At 61.5% G+C, this 18,537-nt stretch carries 16 protein-coding genes; 7 read left to right on the top strand and 9 right to left on the bottom strand.

What is annotated here, in order from left to right:
- Positions 1-4 precede the first annotated feature (4 nt).
- Positions 5-637 carry an alpha/beta hydrolase gene (locus BDB13_RS25220; protein WP_169632290.1) on the top strand — a complete coding sequence of 211 codons (633 nt, stop codon included), beginning with the start codon at positions 5-7 and terminating at the stop codon, positions 635-637.
- An 18-nt stretch (positions 638-655) separates the two neighbouring features.
- Here the strand turns inward: BDB13_RS25220 and BDB13_RS25215 are convergent, their stop codons facing one another.
- Positions 656-1,273, bottom strand: a complete 618-nt coding sequence (locus tag BDB13_RS25215; protein ID WP_094274206.1) for a cysteine hydrolase family protein — start codon at positions 1,271-1,273, stop codon at positions 656-658.
- A 123-nt stretch (positions 1,274-1,396) separates the two neighbouring features.
- Between BDB13_RS25215 and BDB13_RS25210 the strand changes: the two genes are divergently transcribed.
- Both BDB13_RS25210 and BDB13_RS25205 read left to right on the top strand, forming a co-directional pair.
- The gene (locus tag BDB13_RS25210) at positions 1,397-2,098 is read left to right on the top strand and encodes a FadR/GntR family transcriptional regulator (protein ID WP_094274205.1); all 702 of its coding nucleotides are present in this window, start codon (positions 1,397-1,399) and stop codon (positions 2,096-2,098) included.
- Positions 2,095-3,465, top strand: a complete 1,371-nt coding sequence (locus tag BDB13_RS25205) for an FAD-binding oxidoreductase (RefSeq protein WP_094274204.1) — start codon at positions 2,095-2,097, stop codon at positions 3,463-3,465. Before BDB13_RS25210 ends, BDB13_RS25205 begins: the two co-directional genes overlap by 4 nt.
- A gap of 59 nt (positions 3,466-3,524) precedes the next feature.
- Here BDB13_RS25205 and BDB13_RS25200 read toward each other — a convergent pair whose 3' ends face one another.
- The 4 genes from BDB13_RS25200 to BDB13_RS25185 form a co-directional block, all read right to left on the bottom strand.
- On the bottom strand, positions 3,525-5,312 hold the full coding sequence (locus BDB13_RS25200) for an AMP-dependent synthetase/ligase (protein WP_094275186.1): 1,788 nt from the start codon (positions 5,310-5,312) through the stop codon (positions 3,525-3,527).
- Positions 5,313-5,450: 138 nt separating this feature from the next.
- The gene (locus BDB13_RS25195) at positions 5,451-6,149 is read right to left on the bottom strand and encodes a heme peroxidase (RefSeq protein WP_094275185.1); all 699 of its coding nucleotides are present in this window, start codon (positions 6,147-6,149) and stop codon (positions 5,451-5,453) included.
- A gap of 112 nt (positions 6,150-6,261) precedes the next feature.
- Positions 6,262-6,891 (bottom strand): phosphoribosyltransferase, encoded by a 630-nt coding sequence (locus BDB13_RS25190; protein ID WP_094274203.1) that lies wholly within the window; start codon positions 6,889-6,891, stop codon positions 6,262-6,264.
- Between the two features lie 64 nt (positions 6,892-6,955).
- A complete protein-coding gene (locus BDB13_RS25185; RefSeq protein ID WP_094274202.1) occupies positions 6,956-7,783 on the bottom strand; it encodes a carbon-nitrogen hydrolase family protein in 828 nt (275 codons plus the stop codon).
- Between the two features lie 102 nt (positions 7,784-7,885).
- Here BDB13_RS25185 and BDB13_RS25180 point away from each other — a divergent pair, with 102 nt between their 5' ends.
- A complete protein-coding gene (locus tag BDB13_RS25180; RefSeq protein WP_094274201.1) occupies positions 7,886-9,637 on the top strand; it encodes a DEAD/DEAH box helicase in 1,752 nt (583 codons plus the stop codon).
- A 139-nt stretch (positions 9,638-9,776) separates the two neighbouring features.
- On the opposite strand, the gene BDB13_RS25175 is transcribed toward BDB13_RS25180, so the two are convergent.
- The 4 genes from BDB13_RS25175 to BDB13_RS25160 form a co-directional block, all read right to left on the bottom strand.
- A complete protein-coding gene (locus tag BDB13_RS25175; RefSeq protein WP_094275184.1) occupies positions 9,777-11,672 on the bottom strand; it encodes an ABC transporter ATP-binding protein in 1,896 nt (631 codons plus the stop codon).
- Positions 11,673-11,767: 95 nt separating this feature from the next.
- On the bottom strand, positions 11,768-12,358 hold the full coding sequence (locus BDB13_RS25170; RefSeq protein ID WP_094274200.1) for an AMIN-like domain-containing (lipo)protein: 591 nt from the start codon (positions 12,356-12,358) through the stop codon (positions 11,768-11,770).
- Positions 12,359-12,414: 56 nt separating this feature from the next.
- A complete protein-coding gene (locus BDB13_RS25165) occupies positions 12,415-12,840 on the bottom strand; it encodes a YchJ family protein (RefSeq protein WP_094274199.1) in 426 nt (141 codons plus the stop codon).
- A 22-nt stretch (positions 12,841-12,862) separates the two neighbouring features.
- On the bottom strand, positions 12,863-14,425 hold the full coding sequence (locus BDB13_RS25160; protein WP_094274198.1) for a long-chain-fatty-acid--CoA ligase: 1,563 nt from the start codon (positions 14,423-14,425) through the stop codon (positions 12,863-12,865).
- A 247-nt stretch (positions 14,426-14,672) separates the two neighbouring features.
- Here BDB13_RS25160 and BDB13_RS25155 point away from each other — a divergent pair, with 247 nt between their 5' ends.
- The 3 genes from BDB13_RS25155 (at position 14,673) to BDB13_RS25145 (ending at position 18,523) form a co-directional block, all read left to right on the top strand.
- Positions 14,673-15,446 (top strand): ABC transporter ATP-binding protein, encoded by a 774-nt coding sequence (locus BDB13_RS25155; RefSeq protein ID WP_094274197.1) that lies wholly within the window; start codon positions 14,673-14,675, stop codon positions 15,444-15,446.
- Positions 15,447-15,450: 4 nt separating this feature from the next.
- Positions 15,451-17,985: an ABC transporter permease gene (locus BDB13_RS25150; RefSeq protein ID WP_094274196.1), complete on the top strand. Its 2,535-nt coding sequence runs from the start codon at positions 15,451-15,453 to the stop codon at positions 17,983-17,985.
- 91 nt (positions 17,986-18,076) lie between these two features.
- A complete protein-coding gene (locus BDB13_RS25145) occupies positions 18,077-18,523 on the top strand; it encodes a hypothetical protein (RefSeq protein WP_094274195.1) in 447 nt (148 codons plus the stop codon).
- Positions 18,524-18,537: the final 14 nt, after the last annotated feature.

The following is an 18,537-nucleotide window of genomic DNA, read 5'->3' as shown; positions in this document are numbered from 1 at the left end:
TGCCATGCCCTTTTTCGACGGTCGAACCGGTCAGGTGCACTTTCGACGCTGGTCGGTGTCCGGCGACGCGACGCCGCGGGTGTCCTTGGTGTTCTTGCACGGGCTAGGGCAACACAGCGGTCAGTACCACCGCTTTGCGGGCGCGCTCACGTCCGTCGGTATCGAGGTCTGGGCGGTCGACCACACCGGGCACGGATTGTCGGAGGGCGCGCCGGGGGCTTCGGCGCCGTTGTCGGATCTGGCTGCGGATGCCGCTACGTTGGCAGATATCGCACGGGACGCGTTGCCCGGTGTCGCGCAGGCAGTCATGGGGCATTCCCTGGGCGCTGTAACCGCGTTGACGATGCTGGCACACCTGGACCACGATTTTACGTCGGCGGTGCTGTGTGGAATTCCGCGAAGCGCTGTTGCACAAGCAGGTTGGGGCGAGCTGGCAGATTCTCGGATTCCGGTTCTGGTAGTTCACGGCGTCGACGATCGAATAGCGCCGATCGATCCGGTGCGCAAGTGGGCGGCGACGCTTCCGAACGTGGAGATGCGTGAGTTCGAGGATGCCGGGCACGATCTGCTCCACGAGAAGGTTCACGCCAGCGTGAGCGTCATGAGCCGTGAATTCCTTCTCGCGCACAGTCGTTGAGCTGGAACAGGCGCCGAGCTAGGCGAGTGCGTCCAGTACATCTTTTGATGTCACCGGGTGGGAGAACATCGGGTAGTCGTAGGTGATGGCGTTCTCATGTTCCGCGACCGAAGTTCCGGCGACGCAGTCGGTGAGAGTGATGACGCGGTAACCGTTTTCGTATCCGGTGCGCATGGTCGATTCGACGCAGCAGTTGGTCAGGAAGCCGCCGAGGATGATCGTGCGAATTCCTTTGCTGCGCAGAATGAAATCAAGGTTGGTACTGGCGAAGGTATCGAGTCCGCGCTTGCCCTCGATGAGGATGTCGCCGTCCTGTGGGGTCAGTTCGTCGACAATCGCAGCGCCCCAGGATCCCTTCACGAACGCCTTGCCGTCGACAACGCCTTTGAGGATTCCGTAGGGATGCGAGGTTATTTCGTTGTATCCCTCGGCGAATGTAATGGGTGCGTGCATCACGGTGACGCCGGCCGCGCGGGCGGCGTCGACCAGTGTAGTGGTGTTCGCGAGTAGCCCGGTCAATTCCATGACGGGGGCGACGGCGTCGTGGAGGACGCCACCGGCGGTGGTGAAGTCGTTCTGGTATTCGATGAGCACGACTGCGGTGGTTGCGGGATCCAACTCGAGCTTTTCGGTCATGTTCGACACCTGTCTACGTAGTTGTAGGTGACGCTCACGCGCACCTGTAGGTGATCCGGGTCATGAATCATCTCTATTAAACAGTTTGTCAGACAAGCAGGCAAGAGGTGGTAGCGTCGCGGTATGGATACAACTCCGTTGTCTCGAATACCGTTGGCTCTTGCAGTCTCAGGAAGGATTCGCGCCGCGATTCTCGACGGAACATTGCCGGTGGGTGAGTCATTGCCTACGGAAGCGGAACTGGCACAGACATTCTCGGTCGGACGATCCACCGTCCGGGAAGCTCTCCGCGTGCTGCAAGCGCAGGGCTTGGTGACCGGCGCGGATACCGTGTCGACGGCCCGGCCGCGGGTCACACATGAGAATACTGCCGATTCCGCAGCGACGGCGTTGAGTGCGGCAGTTCAGGTCGGTGCTGTACCGCTTCACGATCTCGTCGAATTGCGGGTACTTCTCGAGGCCGCTGCGCTGCGCGGTGTTTCCGTTGTTCCGGAGGCTGCGTATGTTGCGGTCGAACGCATGCGCCAGGCTGCGGCCACTGGCAGCGCTGCCGAGTTTCACGACGCCGACGTCGATTTCCATGTCGCACTCGCCGGCGCCGGGGGGAACAAGGCGTTCGGGTTGGTGATGACAGTGCTGCGCGACGGTATTGCGAGCTATCTGATGCGTGAACTTGATGCTCTCGAGGATTCGACCGCCACATTGGGTGTACTGCTCGCGGAGCATGAAGCCATCGTCGACGCGATCGTACGTGGTGAATCCGACGATGCGGCAAAGCTTGTCGAGAAGCATGTGCGCGGTTTCTACGAAGGTCGAACGCAGTGACCACTTCTGTGGATGTACTTGCCAGGCGGTTGCGGGAAGCTTTGGGGGAGAGGGCGACTACCGATCCCGATCGAATGGGCACCTACATTCGTGATCAATCCCTACTGACAGAGGCGGGTGTCCCGGCTGCCCTGGTCAAGGCCACGTCCGCCGTCGATGTCGTGGCAACGATGAAGATTGCTCACGAGTTGTCCGTCCCGGTTGTAACGCGCGGCGCCGGAACCGGTTTGGCGGGCGCAGCCAACGCGATCGACGGTTGCATCGTCCTCGGCGTCGCGGGTATGAATCGCATTCTGGCGATCGACGCGGCTGCTCGCACCGCGACAGTGGAACCGGGTGTGATCAACGGTGATCTGGCAGATGCAGCTCGGGCGCAAGGGCTTTGGTATGTTCCCGATCCTGGTAGTCGGGCCATCTCCACTATCGGTGGCAACTTGGCCACCAACGCCGGTGGAATCTGTTGCGCCAAATATGGAGTCACGGGCGATCATGTCGCTGAGCTGACTGCAGTCCTTGCCGACGGACGGGTGATTCGTACCGGGGCGAAGACGCGTAAGAATGTGGCGGGTCTCGACCTCACACACCTGCTTGTCGGTTCCGAGGGAACGCTTGCGGTCATTGTCGAAGCGACGATGCGGTTGCGCACCGCGCCTACTGCGGCAACCACTGTCGTTGCTTTTTTCGCCTCGGCAGAGCTGGCGATCGATGCCGTCCTGGCGGTAGCTGTGGTTGCAGAGCCGTGTCTGATGGAGCTGATGGACGACGTCACCATCGCGGCCGTAAACCGTTTCACGAGAATGGGTCTCGACGAAAGTGCGGGAGCAATGCTCCTCATTCAATGTGACGGTCGATCGGCAGCGGAAGAGGCGGCGGAGTGCGCGACCGCTTGTGATGGGGCCGGAGCGAGTGAGGTGTTCCATACCGACGATCCTGAAGAAGGGGAAGCCTTCACTGCGGCGAGAAGGATGGCATTGCCGGCGCTCGAAGCAATGGGAACTGTTTTGCTCGATGACGTTGCCGTGCCCGTACCGGCGCTACCGCGCATGCTTGATTGCATCCGAACAGCAGCCGAGACACACGGCGTCATCATCGGTACCTTCGGTCATGCTGCCGACGGAAATCTTCACCCCACCATCGTTTTCGACGCAACGGAGGCTGGAGCGCAGGGTCGTGCGAGGCGTGCGTTCGACGACATCGTTGCGGGGGCACTGGAATTGGACGGCACGATAAGCGGTGAGCATGGCATCGGTGTTCTCAAAGCGCCGTACATGGAGGACATGGTGGGTTCTGTCGAGCGGGAGCTGATGCTGTCGGTGAAGGCCGCGTTCGATCCGAAGAACATCCTGAACCCGGGTCGCGGGATCTGACGCACATGACTGTGGCCCGGTTCTCGTTCGAACCGGGCCACAGACGCAGTGCTGATCGGTCAGGAATACAGACCCGTGATCGCACCCTTGTGAGCTTCGTGAATGATGTTGCGCTTGAGCTTGAGCGTCGGCGTCAACTCGCCGGTTTCCTGTGTGAAGTCGACCTCGAGGATCGTGTACTTCTTGATCTGCTCGGGGTTCGAGACCTTCTTGTTGGCGTCGGCGACGGCCGAATCGATTTCGGCGATCAGATCGGGGTTCTTGATCAGATCTGCGATGGGAGTTCCGGCGGCGAGACCGTTGCGCGCCACCCACCCGGGCAGAGTCTCCAGATCGAGTGTGATCAGTGCGCCGATGAACGGTTGACCGTCACCGACTACGAGGCACTGGCTGATCAGGACATGCGCGCGAAGTGAATCCTCGAGACCAGCCGGAGCGACGTTCTTGCCGCCGGCAGTGACGATAATTTCCTTCTTGCGGCCGGTGATCGAAACAAAACCCTCGTTGTCGATCGAGCCGAGGTCTCCGGTGTGGAACCAGCCGTCGATGATGGACTCTTCGGTGGCCTTGTCGTTGTGCCAGTAGCCGCCGAAGACCACGGGGCCTTGGACCAGGAGTTCGCCGTCTTCGGCGATGCGCGCAGCATGCCCGTTGATGGGCTTGCCGACAGAGCCGACGCGTTGTGCGGCAGCGGTATTGACTGTGACGGCGGCGCTGGTTTCGGTGAGACCGTAGCCCTCGTAGATCGGGATGCCGACGCCGCGGAAGAAGTGTCCCAGACGCGCTCCGAGGGCGGCGCCGCCGGAGACAGCGCGTTCACATTCGCCGCCGAGTGCCAAACGCAGCTTCGAGTAGACCAGCTTGTCGAAGAGGGCGTGCTTGAGCTTGAGCGCCAGTCCGGGGCCGTTCTTTTCGAGTGACTCGCTGTACTCGATTGCTGTGGCAGCAGCCTTGTCGAAGATGCCGCCCTTGCCGCCGTCGACGGCCTTCTGGCGTGCCGAGTTGAAAACCTTCTCGAAAACGCGGGGAACGGAGAGGATGAAGTTCGGCTTGAACGCTGCGAACTGATCGAGCAGTGTCGTGAGGTCAGAGGTATGCGCGACGGTGACCTTGTTGTCGAAGGCCCCGACCGAGATAGCGCGAGCGAAGACGTGCGCCAGGGGAAGGAACATCAGAGTCTTCTTGCCGGGAACCAGGGACTCTGGCATAGCCAAGCTGCAGGCTGTGGATTCGGCGTACAGGTTGGAGTGCGTCAGCTGGACACCCTTGGGACGCCCGGTGGTGCCGGAGGTGTAGATCAACGTTGCCGGTGAGGTGGCCGTGACCTGGTGGCGACGGGTTTCGAGTTCTTCGTCGGTGATCGCAGCGCCGCGGCTCGTCAGTTCTTCGATGGCGCCAGATTCGATGACCAGCACCTCGCGGAGGGCCTCGGCAGCTTCGGTAACTTCCTTGACCTTCGCTGCCTGATCAGAGGTTTCGATGAGAAGCATCGTGGTAGCGGAGTCCTCGAGGATCCACTGTGCCTGATGCGGGGACGACGTCTCGTAGATGGCGACGGTGCAGCCGCCGGCAGTCCAGATTGCGTAGTCGATTACGACCCATTCGTACCGTGTTGCCGAGAGGATAGCGACGCGGTCGCCGAGCTCCACTCCGGATGCGATCAGACCTTTGGCTACCGAGGAGACCTGCTTGGCGAATTCAGCGGCCGTGACGTCGACCCAGGAGCCGTTGATATTGCGCTTGAATGGCACAAATGTGGGGTCTTCTTCGGCGTGACGGAACACTGAATCGGCCATGGAAGCATTCTCCGGAATTGAGAATGACTGTGGAACTGAAAACTCACGCACTTTGACCCCTCCAGTGACAACTGACATTTCTGATGTGCATTGCATCACATTAGTCGGTATTTTGCACTGTCGTTACTATTCGGTAGAACGAATTGCGCGCCGACCTGGGGTTTAGTGTTACAAGGTGTTTACAGTTACTTATGCCGCGTGGTCCAGTGACCGTCCGTGAAGCGAGAGCCAGCGCCTGATTGCGTAGTCCAGTCGGTCAGGTTCAACGCCGAGTTGCTCAGCGGTTGCTGCAAGGATTTCTGCGGTGTTCGCCGGGCGTTCGGCAGAGCCCAAGGTCGTGCCGATGAACGTGTCGGCGGCGGTGCCGAGATCGGTGTGCGGAATGCCCGCCAACATCAGGAGGTGCGCCCAGGTCACTTCAGCGTCGTCGCCACAGGCGTCGGCCCAGGCCTGGCGAACCGCGTTGAGTGTGTGATCGGAATTGGCGGCCGAGAGAAGGTCCTCGACGGATTCGATGTGGAGGTAGTGAAGTTTCTCGGCAACCTGCTGAATATGACGCGCCTCGATCGGAACGCCGGTCGCGCTGTAGCGCCGTTTGTACGAGCCGATCTTGCCGGCCCATTGGTCCGAACTTCCGGCCTCCTCGAACGTTCGCAGGAGTTCGCGCGAACCGTCGGTGACGGGGTTCTTGTCGCGGGCTTGGCGGTAGGCCAGATAGCGATCGACGACAGCAACTTCGCTGTGTCCGCTGCTCGACTGCACCGATTCGATGATGCACAGCGCGAGACTCGCTCGGTATGCATCCGAAGCCACCCAGGCGGATGGGTCGCCCAGTCGGTCGCGGCACGCTGCTGCGACTGCGTCGACGGTATCTGTCGAGATGCTCACGATGTCCTCCAGGAAAAAACTTGCCGGTGTTATTTCTTGCTCCACACGGGCTATCGACACCTGGGGTCAAAATGTTGCACACATCACATAAACGTTCCGAATTGCCCGAAAACTACTGTTCGAGGAGGTTGACGACCTCGGCGTCGGTCAACTGGTGGAAATCTTCGAAAGCCGCCCCGACGCCGCCGAGCAGAGGCGGGACGTACGGACAGACAACGGCGTCGGTCAAGTACTCGAGCAGGCGCATCGCCTCGGGCGAAGCGATCGGTACAGCCACGATCACGCTGGCAGCACCTTGTTCGCGAGCGCATTGGGCCGCGACCGCAGCGCTTGCTCCCGTTGCCATTCCGTCGTCGACGATGACGGCGGTTCTGCCGACGAGCGAGAGCGGGGTACGACGGTTTCGGAGAACATGCGCTCGTCGCTGGAGTTCCGTGCGTTCGGTGCGCTCGATCCGTCGCAGCACTTCGGGCGAGACTCGCTCGGCTGCGATCACGTCGTGGTTGAGTACGCGGACGTCGCCTTCGCCGATCGCGCCGAGAGCGAGTTCAGGATTTCGGGGAGACCCGAGTTTGCGCACGACGATGATGTCGAGCGGTGCGTGCAGGGCGGTCGCGACCTCGGCCGCGACGGGAACACCTCCACGAGGGAGTCCGAGGACTACGGGGTCGAGTAATTGTGCAGGGTCCAGCCAGCCGGCGAGTGTTTGTCCGGCCGCACATCGATCTCGATACTGTGCCATGGCTGTCCTGGTGGAAAACGACCCTTCTGGTGGAGCGCTACTTTCGACGCTACTCGCGAATCCGTCACCGTTCGATAACTGTGAACCGGCGCAATGCGAGAGCCGGATTCTTCTGACGAACCTCGTCGATTCGCGAGCTCGAGACACGTGCCGACGCGACGCCGACCTGCTCGCCGAGTGAACAGAGCACAACACCCATGGGGTCGACGATCATGCTTGCGCCGGCTCCGCCGCGCGCGCTCTGGTCTGCGGCTGCGATGTACATGGTGTTCTCGATGGCTCGGGCACGGATCAGGGTCGTCCAGTGATCTTCCTTCAGCGGGCCGGGTACCCACTGGGCCGGAAGAAGGAGAACGTCGGCGCCGGCGTCGACAATTCGCCGAGTCACCTCGGGGAATCGGAGGTCGTAGCAGGTCTGTAATCCGAAGGTCAGGCCTTCGCAGCTGAAGGTCTGCGGCTCGTCGATCTCTCCGGGTTCGATTACTGCCGATTCCAGATATCCGAACGCGTCGTAGAGATGCACTTTTCGGTAGATGGCGACAAGTTCGCCTCCCGGGCTCATCGCGACAAGGGTGTTGGAGATTCTGCTCACGTTGCGCAGTCGCTCGTTCATCCCGGCCACGAGGAAGATTCCGAGGTCCGCTGCGATAGCAGCCAGACCCGACCCGAACGTGCCGTCAAGGTCTTCGGCAGTGTCGATCAGACGCTCGTCGGTACGGGGCGCGGTATACATGGAGTACTCCGGTGCGACTACCACTTTTGCGCCCTGAGCAGCGGCTTCGACGGCAAGCGAACGCAGTGCGTCGAGGTTCGCCGCCTTGTCCATGCCGGGAGCAAACTGTGCAACGGCAACGACGGTCCGTGAGGGGGGTGTGAGGGTGTCCGCGGTCATGGTTCTTACGCTAGGCGAAACCGCCGGTGAACACGGATGTGTCGTAATCGATCACGAGGTATGTAGTCGTGGCTATACTCCTTCGGCTAAACTGCTGGTCAAATGAGTGATATTGAGCGTGACCCCGAACCCCCAACATTTGCCGACCTCGACATCGATGATCGGGTACTGAAGGCACTGTCTGACGTGGGCTACGAGTCGCCCTCGCCGATCCAGGCTGCCACCATTCCTCCGCTGCTCGAAGGCAAGGATGTCGTCGGACTTGCCCAGACCGGCACCGGCAAGACAGCGGCATTCGCCATTCCTGTCCTGTCGCGTATCGATACGACGGTGAAGCAGACTCAGGCACTGGTGCTTGCTCCTACCCGTGAGCTCGCACTGCAGGTAGCCGAGGCTTTCGGCAAGTACTCCGCCCACATCCCCGGGCTGAATGTCCTGCCGATCTACGGTGGCCAGAGCTACGGCGTTCAGCTGTCCGGCTTGCGCCGCGGCGCGCACGTCGTCGTCGGTACGCCGGGCCGTGTCATCGACCACCTCGAGAAGGGCACTCTCGACCTGACCAATCTCGCCTACCTCGTTCTCGACGAGGCCGACGAGATGCTGAAGATGGGTTTCCAGGAGGACGTCGAGCGCATCCTCCGTGACACTCCCAGCCAGAAGCAGGTCGCACTGTTCTCTGCGACGATGCCCGGATCCATCCGCCGCATCTCGAAGCAGTACCTGAACAACCCGGTCGAGATCACCGTCAAGTCCAAGACGTCGACGGCCTCGAACATCAATCAGCGCTACATCCAGGTTGCGCATCAGCGCAAGCTCGACGCCCTGACTCGTGTCCTCGAGGTCGAAGCTTTCGAAGCGATGATCATCTTCGTTCGCACCAAGCAGGCAACCGAAGAGTTGGCCGAGAAGCTTCGCGCTCGCGGGCATTCTGCTGCTGCTATCAACGGCGACATCGTCCAGACGCAGCGTGAGCGGACCATCGGTCAGCTCAAGAACGGTGCCCTCGACATCCTCGTGGCCACCGACGTTGCCGCCCGCGGTCTCGACGTCGAGCGCATCTCGCACGTCGTCAACTACGACATCCCGCACGACACCGAGTCCTACGTGCACCGCATCGGCCGTACCGGTCGTGCGGGCCGTCAGGGTGACGCGTTGCTGTTCGTCGCTCCGCGTGAGCGTCATCTGCTCAAGTCCATCGAGAAGGCGACGCGTCAGCCGCTTGCCGAGATGCAGTTGCCCAGCGTCGACGACGTCAACGCTCAGCGTGTCTCCAAATTCGGCGATTCCATCACCGAGAGCCTGGCGTCCGAGAATCTGGCGTTGTTCCGCAAGATGATCGAAGATTACGACCAGGAACACGACGTTCCGCTCATCGACATCGCGGCAGCGCTCGCCGTGCAGTCACGTGACGGCGACGCATTCCTTCTTGCTCCCGAGCCGCCGGCACCGCCGCGTCGTGAGCGTGAGCCTCGCGAGCCGCGCCCGCCGCGCAAGTTCGACGATCGTGAAGCTCCGCGTTCGCGTGGACCCGAGGGTCAGGAATTGGCGACGTACCGCATTGCGGTCGGTAAGCGTCACCGTGTTGTTCCGGGTGCCATTGTCGGTGCTATCGCCAACGAGGGTGGCTTGCGTCGAAGCGACTTCGGGCACATCAGCATTCGTCCCGATCACAGCATCGTCGAGTTGCCGGCAGATCTGTCCAACGAGACCCTCGAGGCCCTTCGTCGGACTCGTATCTCCGGTGTCCTGATCCAGCTGCAGCCTGATTTCGGACCGCCGCAGGGCCGTCCGGCCGGCGGCCGTGGTGGTCGTGATGACCGTCGCGGTGGCGGACGCGATCGCTTCGAAGACTGATCTTTTTCACTGAACAGGCGAAGACTGATCTTTTTCACTGAACAGGCGAAGACTGATCTTTTTCACTGAACAGGCGCTGCTCTCCAGTCGGAGGGCAGCGCCTGTTTTGTTTGTCAGTGCCTGTTCGTCAGCTTGACGGTCAGACGACGCTCGGTTCGAGATCGGATTGCTTACTGCCGGTATCGAATTGAGTGCGGTACAGCTCGGCGTACCGACCGCTGTGGGCGAGAAGTTCGGTGTGAGTACCGCGCTCGATGATCCGTCCGGCTTCGACGACCAGAATCAGGTCGGCGGCGCGGATGGTGGAGAGTCGGTGCGCGATCACGACTGCGGTGCGCCCGGCAAGAGCTTCGCCCAGGGCTTCCTGAACTGCAGCCTCGGATGTCGAGTCCAGGTGGGCGGTGGCTTCGTCGAGGATGACGACTCTCGGCTGAGCCAAGAGCAACCGAGCAATGGTCAGACGTTGACGCTCACCGCCGGACAACCGGTATCCGCGTTCGCCGACAACGGTTTCGAGTCCGTCGGGTAAGGACGCAACGAGGCTGGTGAGCCTTGCCCGCTCCAACACCTCGCTCAACTCTTCCTCCGTGGCACTGGGGCGGGCGAGCAGCAGGTTGGATCGCAGACTTTCGTGGAACAGGTGCCCGTCCTGGGTGACCATGCCGACGGTTTCCCGAATGGAATCGGTGGTCAGATCGCGGACGTCGACCCCACCGAGTTCGACAGAACCGGAATCGACGTCGTAGAGGCGCGGAATCATCTGAGCGATAGTCGACTTTCCGGCGCCGGATGTGCCGACGAGCGCCACCATCTGACCGGCTTCGGTGCGGAATGACAGTTCGTGGAGAACGTCCTCGCCTCCACGGTTGTCGAGGATCGCTACTTCCTCGAGTGAGGCGAGAGAGACCTTGTCCGCGGACGGGTAGGCAAATTTCACGTTCTTGAATTCGACGGATACCGGTCCGTCGGGAACGACACCCGCATCAGGTTTTTCGGTGATGAGTGGTGCCAGGTCGAGAACTTCGAAGACACGCTCGAAACTGACGAGGGCGCTCATGACGTCCATGCGTGCACTGGCGAGTGCGGTCAGGGGTGAGTACAGCCGAGTGAGTAGTAATGCCATCGAGACAACGGCGCCGGCATCCAACTGCCCGCGCAATGCGTAGTAGCCGCCGAGGCCGTAGACGAGTGCAAGGGCCAGTGCCGAGACAAGCGTCAGCGCGGTGACAAAGACGGACTGCAGCATTGCGGTACGGACGCCGATGTTACGGACCCGTCGGGCTCGGACCGCGAACTCGGTGGATTCCTGCGTCGGACGGCCGAAGAGTTTGACCAGAGTTGCACCCGGCGCCGAGAAGCGTTCCGTCATCTGAGTGCTCATGGCCGAATTGTGATTGGCGGCTTCACGACTGAGAGCCGCGAGTCTTGCGCCCATGCGCCTGGCCGGGATCACGAATATCGGTAGCAACAGCAGGGCCAGCAGAGTGATCTGCCAAGAAATTCCGAGCATGACAACAAGCGTGATCACCAAGGTGACCAAGTTACTGACCACGCCGGACAGCGTATTGCTGAACGCGCGCTGCGCACCGATCACATCGTTGTTGAGTCGGCTGACGAGTGCGCCCGTACGAGTCCGGGTGAAGAATGCGATGGGCATCTTCTGGACGTGGTCGAACACTGCGGTCCGCAGATGGAGGATCAGGTCTTCACCGATACTTGCGGAGAGCCATCGCGTCAGCAGCCCGAGAGCTGCTTCGAGCAGAGCCACCAGTGCGATCAGCCCGGCCAGGGTCACGACAACGCTGACGGCGTCGCCACCCACGATCGCGTTGACCACGTCGCCGGCCAGCACCGGGGTGGCGACGGCCAGTGCGGCGGTAACCACGCTGAGTACGAGAAACCAACTCAGGTTGCGCTTCTGGGGGACCGCGAATGTCGCGATACGCTTGAGCGCCTTCTTGGAGAACGGCCGTCTGTCTTCCTGCCCGTGCATCGCGTTGTACATCGCGTTCCGCGCGGTTAATTCCATACTCATGTCGGCGTCCTTCGTGTCGTACCGGCACCGAACGTTACGTTGTCGGTACGACATGAAGGTAAAACCTCAAGCGCGCTTGAGGTCAAGTCGGTGGGTTACCGGGCTACGTCGACCACGACTCGGACAGGGTCGGACAGTGTTGTCACGGAGAAGGGACGCTTCTCGGTGACGCCGATGAACGACTGGGTTACGCCTTCGAATACCGAGGATCCGTTGACCTCGGTGACGACGCCACCGGCAGCTCCGGGAACGGGGTTGGGTCCGGAGTACTGCTCCACGCCACTGTCGAACGGGTAGGCGGATCCGTCGATCAGTACCTGGATAATTGCGCCGCCCGCGACGTTCATGGGCTTGCCGCTACCGTCCTGAACTGCTGAGTCGACGTACTTGACGCGCCATCCGGGCGTTCCGGTACCGCCCATTTCGTACACGACACGGTCGAAGTTCTCGTGTGCGCCGATCCGGACATCAGTGACAGTCAGCCTTGATTCGGACACTGCTGCCGAGGTTTTGTCCGAACTGTCCGTCGGAGCAGGTTCTGGCGTGGCGCCCGAACTGGTGGTCGGGGAGGCCGAGGATGTCGCTGCGGTCGGTGTCGCGACGGTTTCCTGCGAGCATGCGGTAAGGCTTACACCTACTGCGATGGCAGCGATGGCGGCAAATGATCTCGTCCGGTTCGTTGTCATACATCGATCGTAGGGCTCGCGACAGGCGGCGCGGTGAGCGCGGTGCTCGGAGTTGCCTAACCGATATCGCCGTCGACGTAGAGCCACTGGCCGTCGATCCGTTCGAACCTGCTGCGCTCGTGGAGAATTCCGTGTTCCCGTCCGAAAGAGTAGTGGGCGCGGAACTCTACGATGCCTTCGGAATCGAACAGGCTGCCGCGTTCGGTGTCCAAGATCTCGAGCCGAGTCCAGTGCTGGTCGGGGTCCAGATCCAGCGTCGACGGTCGGTGGTCGGAATACCAAGTCCTCAGCAGATATTCGGCATCGAGTACGGCAAAAGCCGTATATCGCGAACGCATCAGTGTTTCGGCTGTGGGTGCGGTGGCGTGTCCGGAGAGGTATCGGCCGCAGCACTCGCCCAACGGATTCCCGCTCCCGCAGGGGCAGGGAGACGCCGGGGTGAGGGCGGACGGGTCGAATCGAGTGGGGCGGCGCGAAGTCACCGCCCCATTACAGCACGAGAACTCAGACCAACTTGTTTTCGCGGTTGTCCCAGTAGGGCTTGCGGAGGTTCCGCTTGAGTATCTTTCCGGTTGGGTTACGTGGAAGGATTTCGACGACGTCGATGCTGGTCGGGCACTTGAACTTTGCGAGCCGTCCATGTGTGTAGGTAATCAGTTCGGTGTCGGTGATCTGTGCGTCCGGGGTGAGGACGACGACGGCCTTGACGGTCTCACCCCAGCGGTCGTCGGGGACGCCGATGACGGCGACTTCGGCGATCATCGGGTGTTCGACGAGGACTCGTTCAATTTCAGGTGAGTAGACGTTTTCGCCGCCGGTGATGATCATGTCCTTGAGTCGGTCCTCGATGAAGACGAACCCTTCTGAATCTGCTCGGCCCATGTCCCCGCTGCGCAGCCAGCCGTCGGGCGTGATTGCTTCGGCAGTGGCCTCGGGCTTGTTCAGGTATCCCGGTGTGCACTGCTCCGACCGCCACCAGAGTTCTCCGGTGGCCCCAGCTTCGACGTCTTCGAGGGTGACGGGATCGACGACGCGCAATTCGACGCCGGGAATGGGAGTGCCGGCTGAGGCCATGCGTTCGACTTGCGATTCGTCACGGTGCACGTCGGGCATGAGGGCGGTGACGACGCCGGCCAGTTCGGTCATGCCGTAGACCTGGATGAATTCGGTGTCGGGCCAGGCGGCGAGTGCTGCGCGTAACAACGGAAGGGGCATGGGCGCAGCGCCGTAGGTGATGCGTTTCAACGCTTGGAATGCGCCGACGGCTTGATCGCCGGCCGCCAGGACACCGGCGATGACGGGGGGAACCAGGAACGCGATGTTGGCACCGGCCGCGAGGCCTGCGAATATCGAGGGGCCGTCGGCTTCGCGGGTGAAGTAGCAGCGTCCGCCGGCGTGAATTCCCATGATGGCGTAGCAACTTCCGCCGACGTGGAACAGTGGCATCGCGATCAGGAGGTGATCGTCTGGCCGTGCCGGCAGGATTTCGAGGATATCGGTGCTGTGCGCGAACAGGTTTCGGTGGGTGAGCTGAACTCCCTTGGGGCGTCCGGTGGTTCCGGAACTGTAGAGAATGAGGGCGGTGCTGTCGGTGCTGACCATCGGCCGGGCTGCCAGTGGAATGGCGTCGTCGACCCAGGGTTCGAACTCGTCGTTCTCGCTTCCGACGGTGATGATCAATTCGACGGCCGTCAAGCGGTCGCGCATCGCAACGACCTGGGGGAGTAGTTCGCTGCCGACGAAGAGGATTCGGGCGCCGCAATCTGCGAGTACGTAATCGAGTTCCTCGCCGGAGAGTCGCCAGTTGGGGACGGCGTTGGCGGCGCCGAGCAGGGAAGCGGCGTAGGTGATTTCGAGGCAGGAGAGATGATTCTTGTCGACAAACGCGACGGTGTCTCCGGCACTGATACCGACTTCTTCGAGTGCGCCGGCGATGCGCAGGATTCGGTCATGCCACTGGGCCCACGTGTATTCGGTTCCCTGGAAGGCCATCGCCGGTTCTTCGGGTTTGACGCCGGCCCAGTGCTCGAGTCGGTCGAAGATGATTGCAGTGGCGGCGTCGGACATTTGACCACCTTTCATTATGTGACGGGTGTCACAAGGTTAGTGGTCGTGGCCGCTCTGCATACGGGTTTCCGGGGAAGGTGGCCGTCGACTCGGACTGTCCGGACAAAGCGGCCCTGACTTTCTGCCTCTGAATATCAGGGTCGTCCCCGATGGCGGCGAGGACGTGCAGACGACAAGATGGGAACAGTGTCAGTAGGCGCCCGCATACTGGGCGCCGGATCAATCCGAAGTGAAGAGGAAGGCGATCATGAGTTCGCACGCCCAAGATATTGCGGCCCGCGCCGTAGGCCTGTCCAAGACGTACGGCACCGGGGACACCCAGGTACACGCACTCAGTGCTGTGTCCGCAGATTTTGCGCGTGGTGAGTTCACGGCCATCATGGGTCCGTCAGGTTCGGGAAAGTCGACGCTGATGCATTGCCTGGCGGGTCTGGACTCGGCCAGCTCGGGGTCCGTTCTGATCGGCGACACCGAGTTGACTGGGTTGTCGGACAAGCAGATGACGGCACTACGACGCGATCGCATCGGGTTCGTTTTTCAGGCATTCAACCTGGTACCGACATTGACGGCTCTCGAGAACATCACGTTGCCGCTCGATATCGCCGGCCGAAAGGCCGATCCGGCCTGGCTGGACAATGTGCTCACGAAGCTCGGTTTGAAGGATCGGTTGGACCATCGACCGGGCGAGTTGTCGGGCGGACAGCAGCAACGCGTGGCGTGTGCGAGGGCACTGGCAGGCCAGCCCGAGATCATCTTCGGGGACGAGCCGACGGGCAACCTCGATTCGCGTTCGTCGGGTGAGGTGCTGTCGATTCTTCGGTCAGCGGTCGACGAGTTCGGTCAGACCGTCGTCATCGTGACGCACGATCCGCGGGCGGCGGCTTATGCCGATCGTGTCGTTTTCCTGGCGGACGGCAAGATCGTCGACGAACTGCGTGAGCCGACGGCCGATTCCGTTCTCGATCGGATGAAGCGTCTGGATGCTCCGCAGGTTGCAGTCACAGTAGAAGCCGGAGCTTGACGATATGGCTTCGGTAACCAATTCGCCGATGCGCAAGGTGTCGATGCGCAATTTGGCGGCACACAAGGTGCGATTGGCGCTCACCGTGTTGTCGGTGGTGCTGGGTACGGCTTTTGTCGCCGGATCGTTCGTATTCACAGATACATTGCAGAAGACTTTCGATTCGATTTTCGAGAACACCGCTCAGGGCGTCGACGTTCGGGTATCGACGGAAGAGCGAAATGCCGGCGGTGTTCCGATTGCGGACGTCGACGCGATCGCGGCGATCGACGGGGTCCGCGCGGTTGCACCTGCAGTCAGCGGGCAGATTGTTCTGATCAATGCCGACGGCGGCGCGGTGCAGACGGGAGGCGCTCCGAGTATCGGGCAGTCGTACCTGCCGGCCGATAAGGCGATCACGCCACCGGATCCGTACAAGGCCGGCGGGCCGCCGACGGCTACCGGGGATATCGCGTTGAACGCGAGTGCGGCCGAGCGGGCGAGTTTGACCGTCGGGGACCAAGCGCGAGTCCTGGTTCCGTCGCGGGGAATCATCGACGTAACGCTCTCCGGCATCTACACGAGTTCGGGCAGTGACACCGGCGGTTACATCGGCGCCTTGTTCACTGATGAACAAGCTCGAGGACTGTTCACCGACGGTCAGCATGTCGACTACATCGACGTCGCCGGCAACGGAGTTTCGCAGACCGACCTTGCGCAGCGGGTCGAACAGGTTTTTCCGGATCTGAAGGTGCAGACCGGTGATCAGGTTCGAGAAGAGACAAAAGCCCAGGTTGATACGGCGCTCAGTTTCATCAACTATTTCCTGCTGGCATTCGGTGCAATCGCATTGCTGGTCGGCACATTCATCATTTACAACACGTTCTCGATGATCGTCGCTCAGCGATTGCGTGAACTTGCTCTGCTCCGCGCTGTGGGTGCGAGCCGGGCCCAGGTCGGGCGATCGGTGGTCACAGAGGCACTCATTGTCGGGCTGATCGGCAGTGTCATCGGTCTGCTTGCCGGCATCGCCCTGGCTTACGGTTTGCGCGGGTTGCTCAACGCCTTCGACGTGGGATTGCCGGAGGGCTCATTGCAGGTCAGCCCACGGACCGTCGTCGTCGCGTTGGTTGTCGGAGTGGTGGTGACGACGCTCAGCGCCTATGCGCCGGCGCGTCGGGCATCCAAGATTCCGCCCGTCGCGGCGATGCGCGAGGAGTTCGCGTCCACCGGTGACTCGCTTCATGTGCGCACGATCAGCGGCGCCGTTCTCGGCGTCATCGGTGCGGTCCTGTTGGTTCTCGGTTCACGGGGAACCGGCGAGGGCGCCGCATTGACCGTCGGCGGTGGTGCTTTTGCGCTGATCATTGCCGTCCTGCTCGGAGCTCCGGCGCTGTCGCAGCCGGTAGTCGGTGTACTCGGCGCGGTGTTCGCAAAACCGTTCGGCGCGGTCGGTCGGTTGGCGCGTACCAATGCGGTCCGCAATCCGCGTCGTACCGCAGCCACCGCATTTGCACTGACGTTGGGCCTGATGCTGGTCACGGTTATCGGTGTGTTCGGTTCGTCAGCCAAGGCGAGCATCAATGCGCTTGTCGACGTGGGTGTCTCGGCGGATTACATCCTGTCCGGTCCCAATGCGATCGGTGTTCCGCGCGGCGCGGCCGACGCGGTCCGGGCTCTCCCGGATGTGCAGAGTGCGACCTCCCTCCACGGAGTTCGGGCGAAAGTAAATGGTGAGGACGAGCAGGGAGCGTCCCTGGACGGCCCGATCGACGGAGTGCTCGACTACCAGATCGTGGAGGGCACCGCTGATCTGTCCGGGAACAACATGATGGTTTCCCAGACCACATCCAAGGACAAGGGATGGACAGTCGGCTCGACCCAGACTTTGACGGGGTCGAACGGCAAGCAATACCCGGCTGTTGTTGCGGGAGTGTTCGAGGACAACCAACTGATCGGCTCGTGGATCGTCTCGGATGAGGCGTACCGGACATTGATGCCGGCAGACAGTTTGCCGGACTTCGCAGTTCTCGTGAAGGCGAAGCCGGGTACTGATTTGTCGGCGCTGCGCGGCGAACTCGAGACGGCCACCGAAAAGTATGTGGTCATTCAGGTTCAGGACCGTGAAGAGTTCAAGGGAACCCAAGGGCAGCAGATCAATACGCTGCTGGCCATTCTGTACGGGCTTCTCGCGTTGGCAGTGGTCATCGCGATCCTGGGCATCATCAACACGCTGGCTCTCTCAGTTGTCGAACGGCGTCGAGAAATCGGAATGCTCCGTGCAGTGGGTATGCAGCGCGGGCAGATGCGACGGACGATCTACCTCGAATCCGTTCTCATTGCCGTCTACGGTGCTGCGGTCGGTGTGCTTCTCGGTATCGCCTTCGGATGGGCGTTCGTGAGCACGCTCAAGGATCAGGGGTTGGGCGAGGTCACCATTCCGTGGGGTCAGGTTGTCGGGATGCTGATCGGTTCCGGTGTTGTCGGTGTGCTGGCTGCGTTGTGGCCGGCAAACCGAGCGGCCAAGACAAAGCCGCTGGAGGCGATAGCCGACCTCTAGGGGCTCCGGCTGTCACATTCACGCGACCCGCATGGTGCGCACTTTTGGTTGTGTGAACAGCCAAAAGTGCGCACGGGTAGCGTTGCTTCCTATGATTACCCTTCAAGAAGTCGGCGAACGTGAGTCTTGGCGTTGCTGGCTGTGCGACGAGCCCGTCGATCCCGACATGTCGGTTAACGATCCCCGCGGCCCGAGTATCGACAGCATTAACACCGTCAAAAAGGGCGGAAAGTCCAAGGGTGGGGTCGAGCGCCTGGCCCATCGCGCCTGCAATACCAAGAAGGGCGCCGTCAAACCTGTTGTGGCGTGGCCGGATCGGTTGTTCGTCGTGGATCCCGCGCCGATCATCGGAGTGGTGGAGCAGCTCGAACGTAAGGGTGGTCGGGTTGCGGTTGCCCGCTGCCCCGGCAAGGACGATGCCGAGGACGCGTCGGAGTGGTTGATCGATCGACTTTCTCGATTGGCTCCGAATCTCAATGTCGAAACGAGTATCGATCCCGCCGGCGGAGGATTCCTTTTGGTTCTCAAAACGGTGTAGTCGGATCGGGTCCG

The sequence above is a fragment of the Rhodococcus sp. OK302 genome, assembly GCF_002245895.1.
Taxonomy (GTDB): domain Bacteria; phylum Actinomycetota; class Actinomycetes; order Mycobacteriales; family Mycobacteriaceae; genus Rhodococcus_F.
The sequence above is the reverse complement of the archived record's forward strand: the minus strand, read 5'-3'. Positions and strand labels throughout refer to the sequence as shown.

What these genes read in the sequence shown, in the direction of transcription:
- BDB13_RS25220 (WP_169632290.1), top strand. Translation starts at nt 5, where the DNA reads ATGCCCTTTTTCGACGGTCGAACCGGTCAGGTGCACTTTCGACGCTGG.
- BDB13_RS25215 (WP_094274206.1), bottom strand. Translation starts at nt 1,273, where the DNA reads ATGACCGAAAAGCTCGAGTTGGATCCCGCAACCACCGCAGTCGTGCTC.
- BDB13_RS25210 (WP_094274205.1), top strand. Translation starts at nt 1,397, where the DNA reads ATGGATACAACTCCGTTGTCTCGAATACCGTTGGCTCTTGCAGTCTCA.
- BDB13_RS25190 (WP_094274203.1), bottom strand. Translation starts at nt 6,891, where the DNA reads ATGGCACAGTATCGAGATCGATGTGCGGCCGGACAAACACTCGCCGGC.
- BDB13_RS25185 (WP_094274202.1), bottom strand. Translation starts at nt 7,783, where the DNA reads ATGACCGCGGACACCCTCACACCCCCCTCACGGACCGTCGTTGCCGTT.
- BDB13_RS25180 (WP_094274201.1), top strand. Translation starts at nt 7,886, where the DNA reads ATGAGTGATATTGAGCGTGACCCCGAACCCCCAACATTTGCCGACCTC.
- BDB13_RS25175 (WP_094275184.1), bottom strand. Translation starts at nt 11,672, where the DNA reads ATGAGTATGGAATTAACCGCGCGGAACGCGATGTACAACGCGATGCAC.
- BDB13_RS25170 (WP_094274200.1), bottom strand. Translation starts at nt 12,358, where the DNA reads ATGACAACGAACCGGACGAGATCATTTGCCGCCATCGCTGCCATCGCA.
- BDB13_RS25160 (WP_094274198.1), bottom strand. Translation starts at nt 14,425, where the DNA reads ATGTCCGACGCCGCCACTGCAATCATCTTCGACCGACTCGAGCACTGG.
- BDB13_RS25155 (WP_094274197.1), top strand. Translation starts at nt 14,673, where the DNA reads ATGAGTTCGCACGCCCAAGATATTGCGGCCCGCGCCGTAGGCCTGTCC.
- BDB13_RS25150 (WP_094274196.1), top strand. Translation starts at nt 15,451, where the DNA reads ATGGCTTCGGTAACCAATTCGCCGATGCGCAAGGTGTCGATGCGCAAT.
- BDB13_RS25145 (WP_094274195.1), top strand. Translation starts at nt 18,077, where the DNA reads ATGATTACCCTTCAAGAAGTCGGCGAACGTGAGTCTTGGCGTTGCTGG.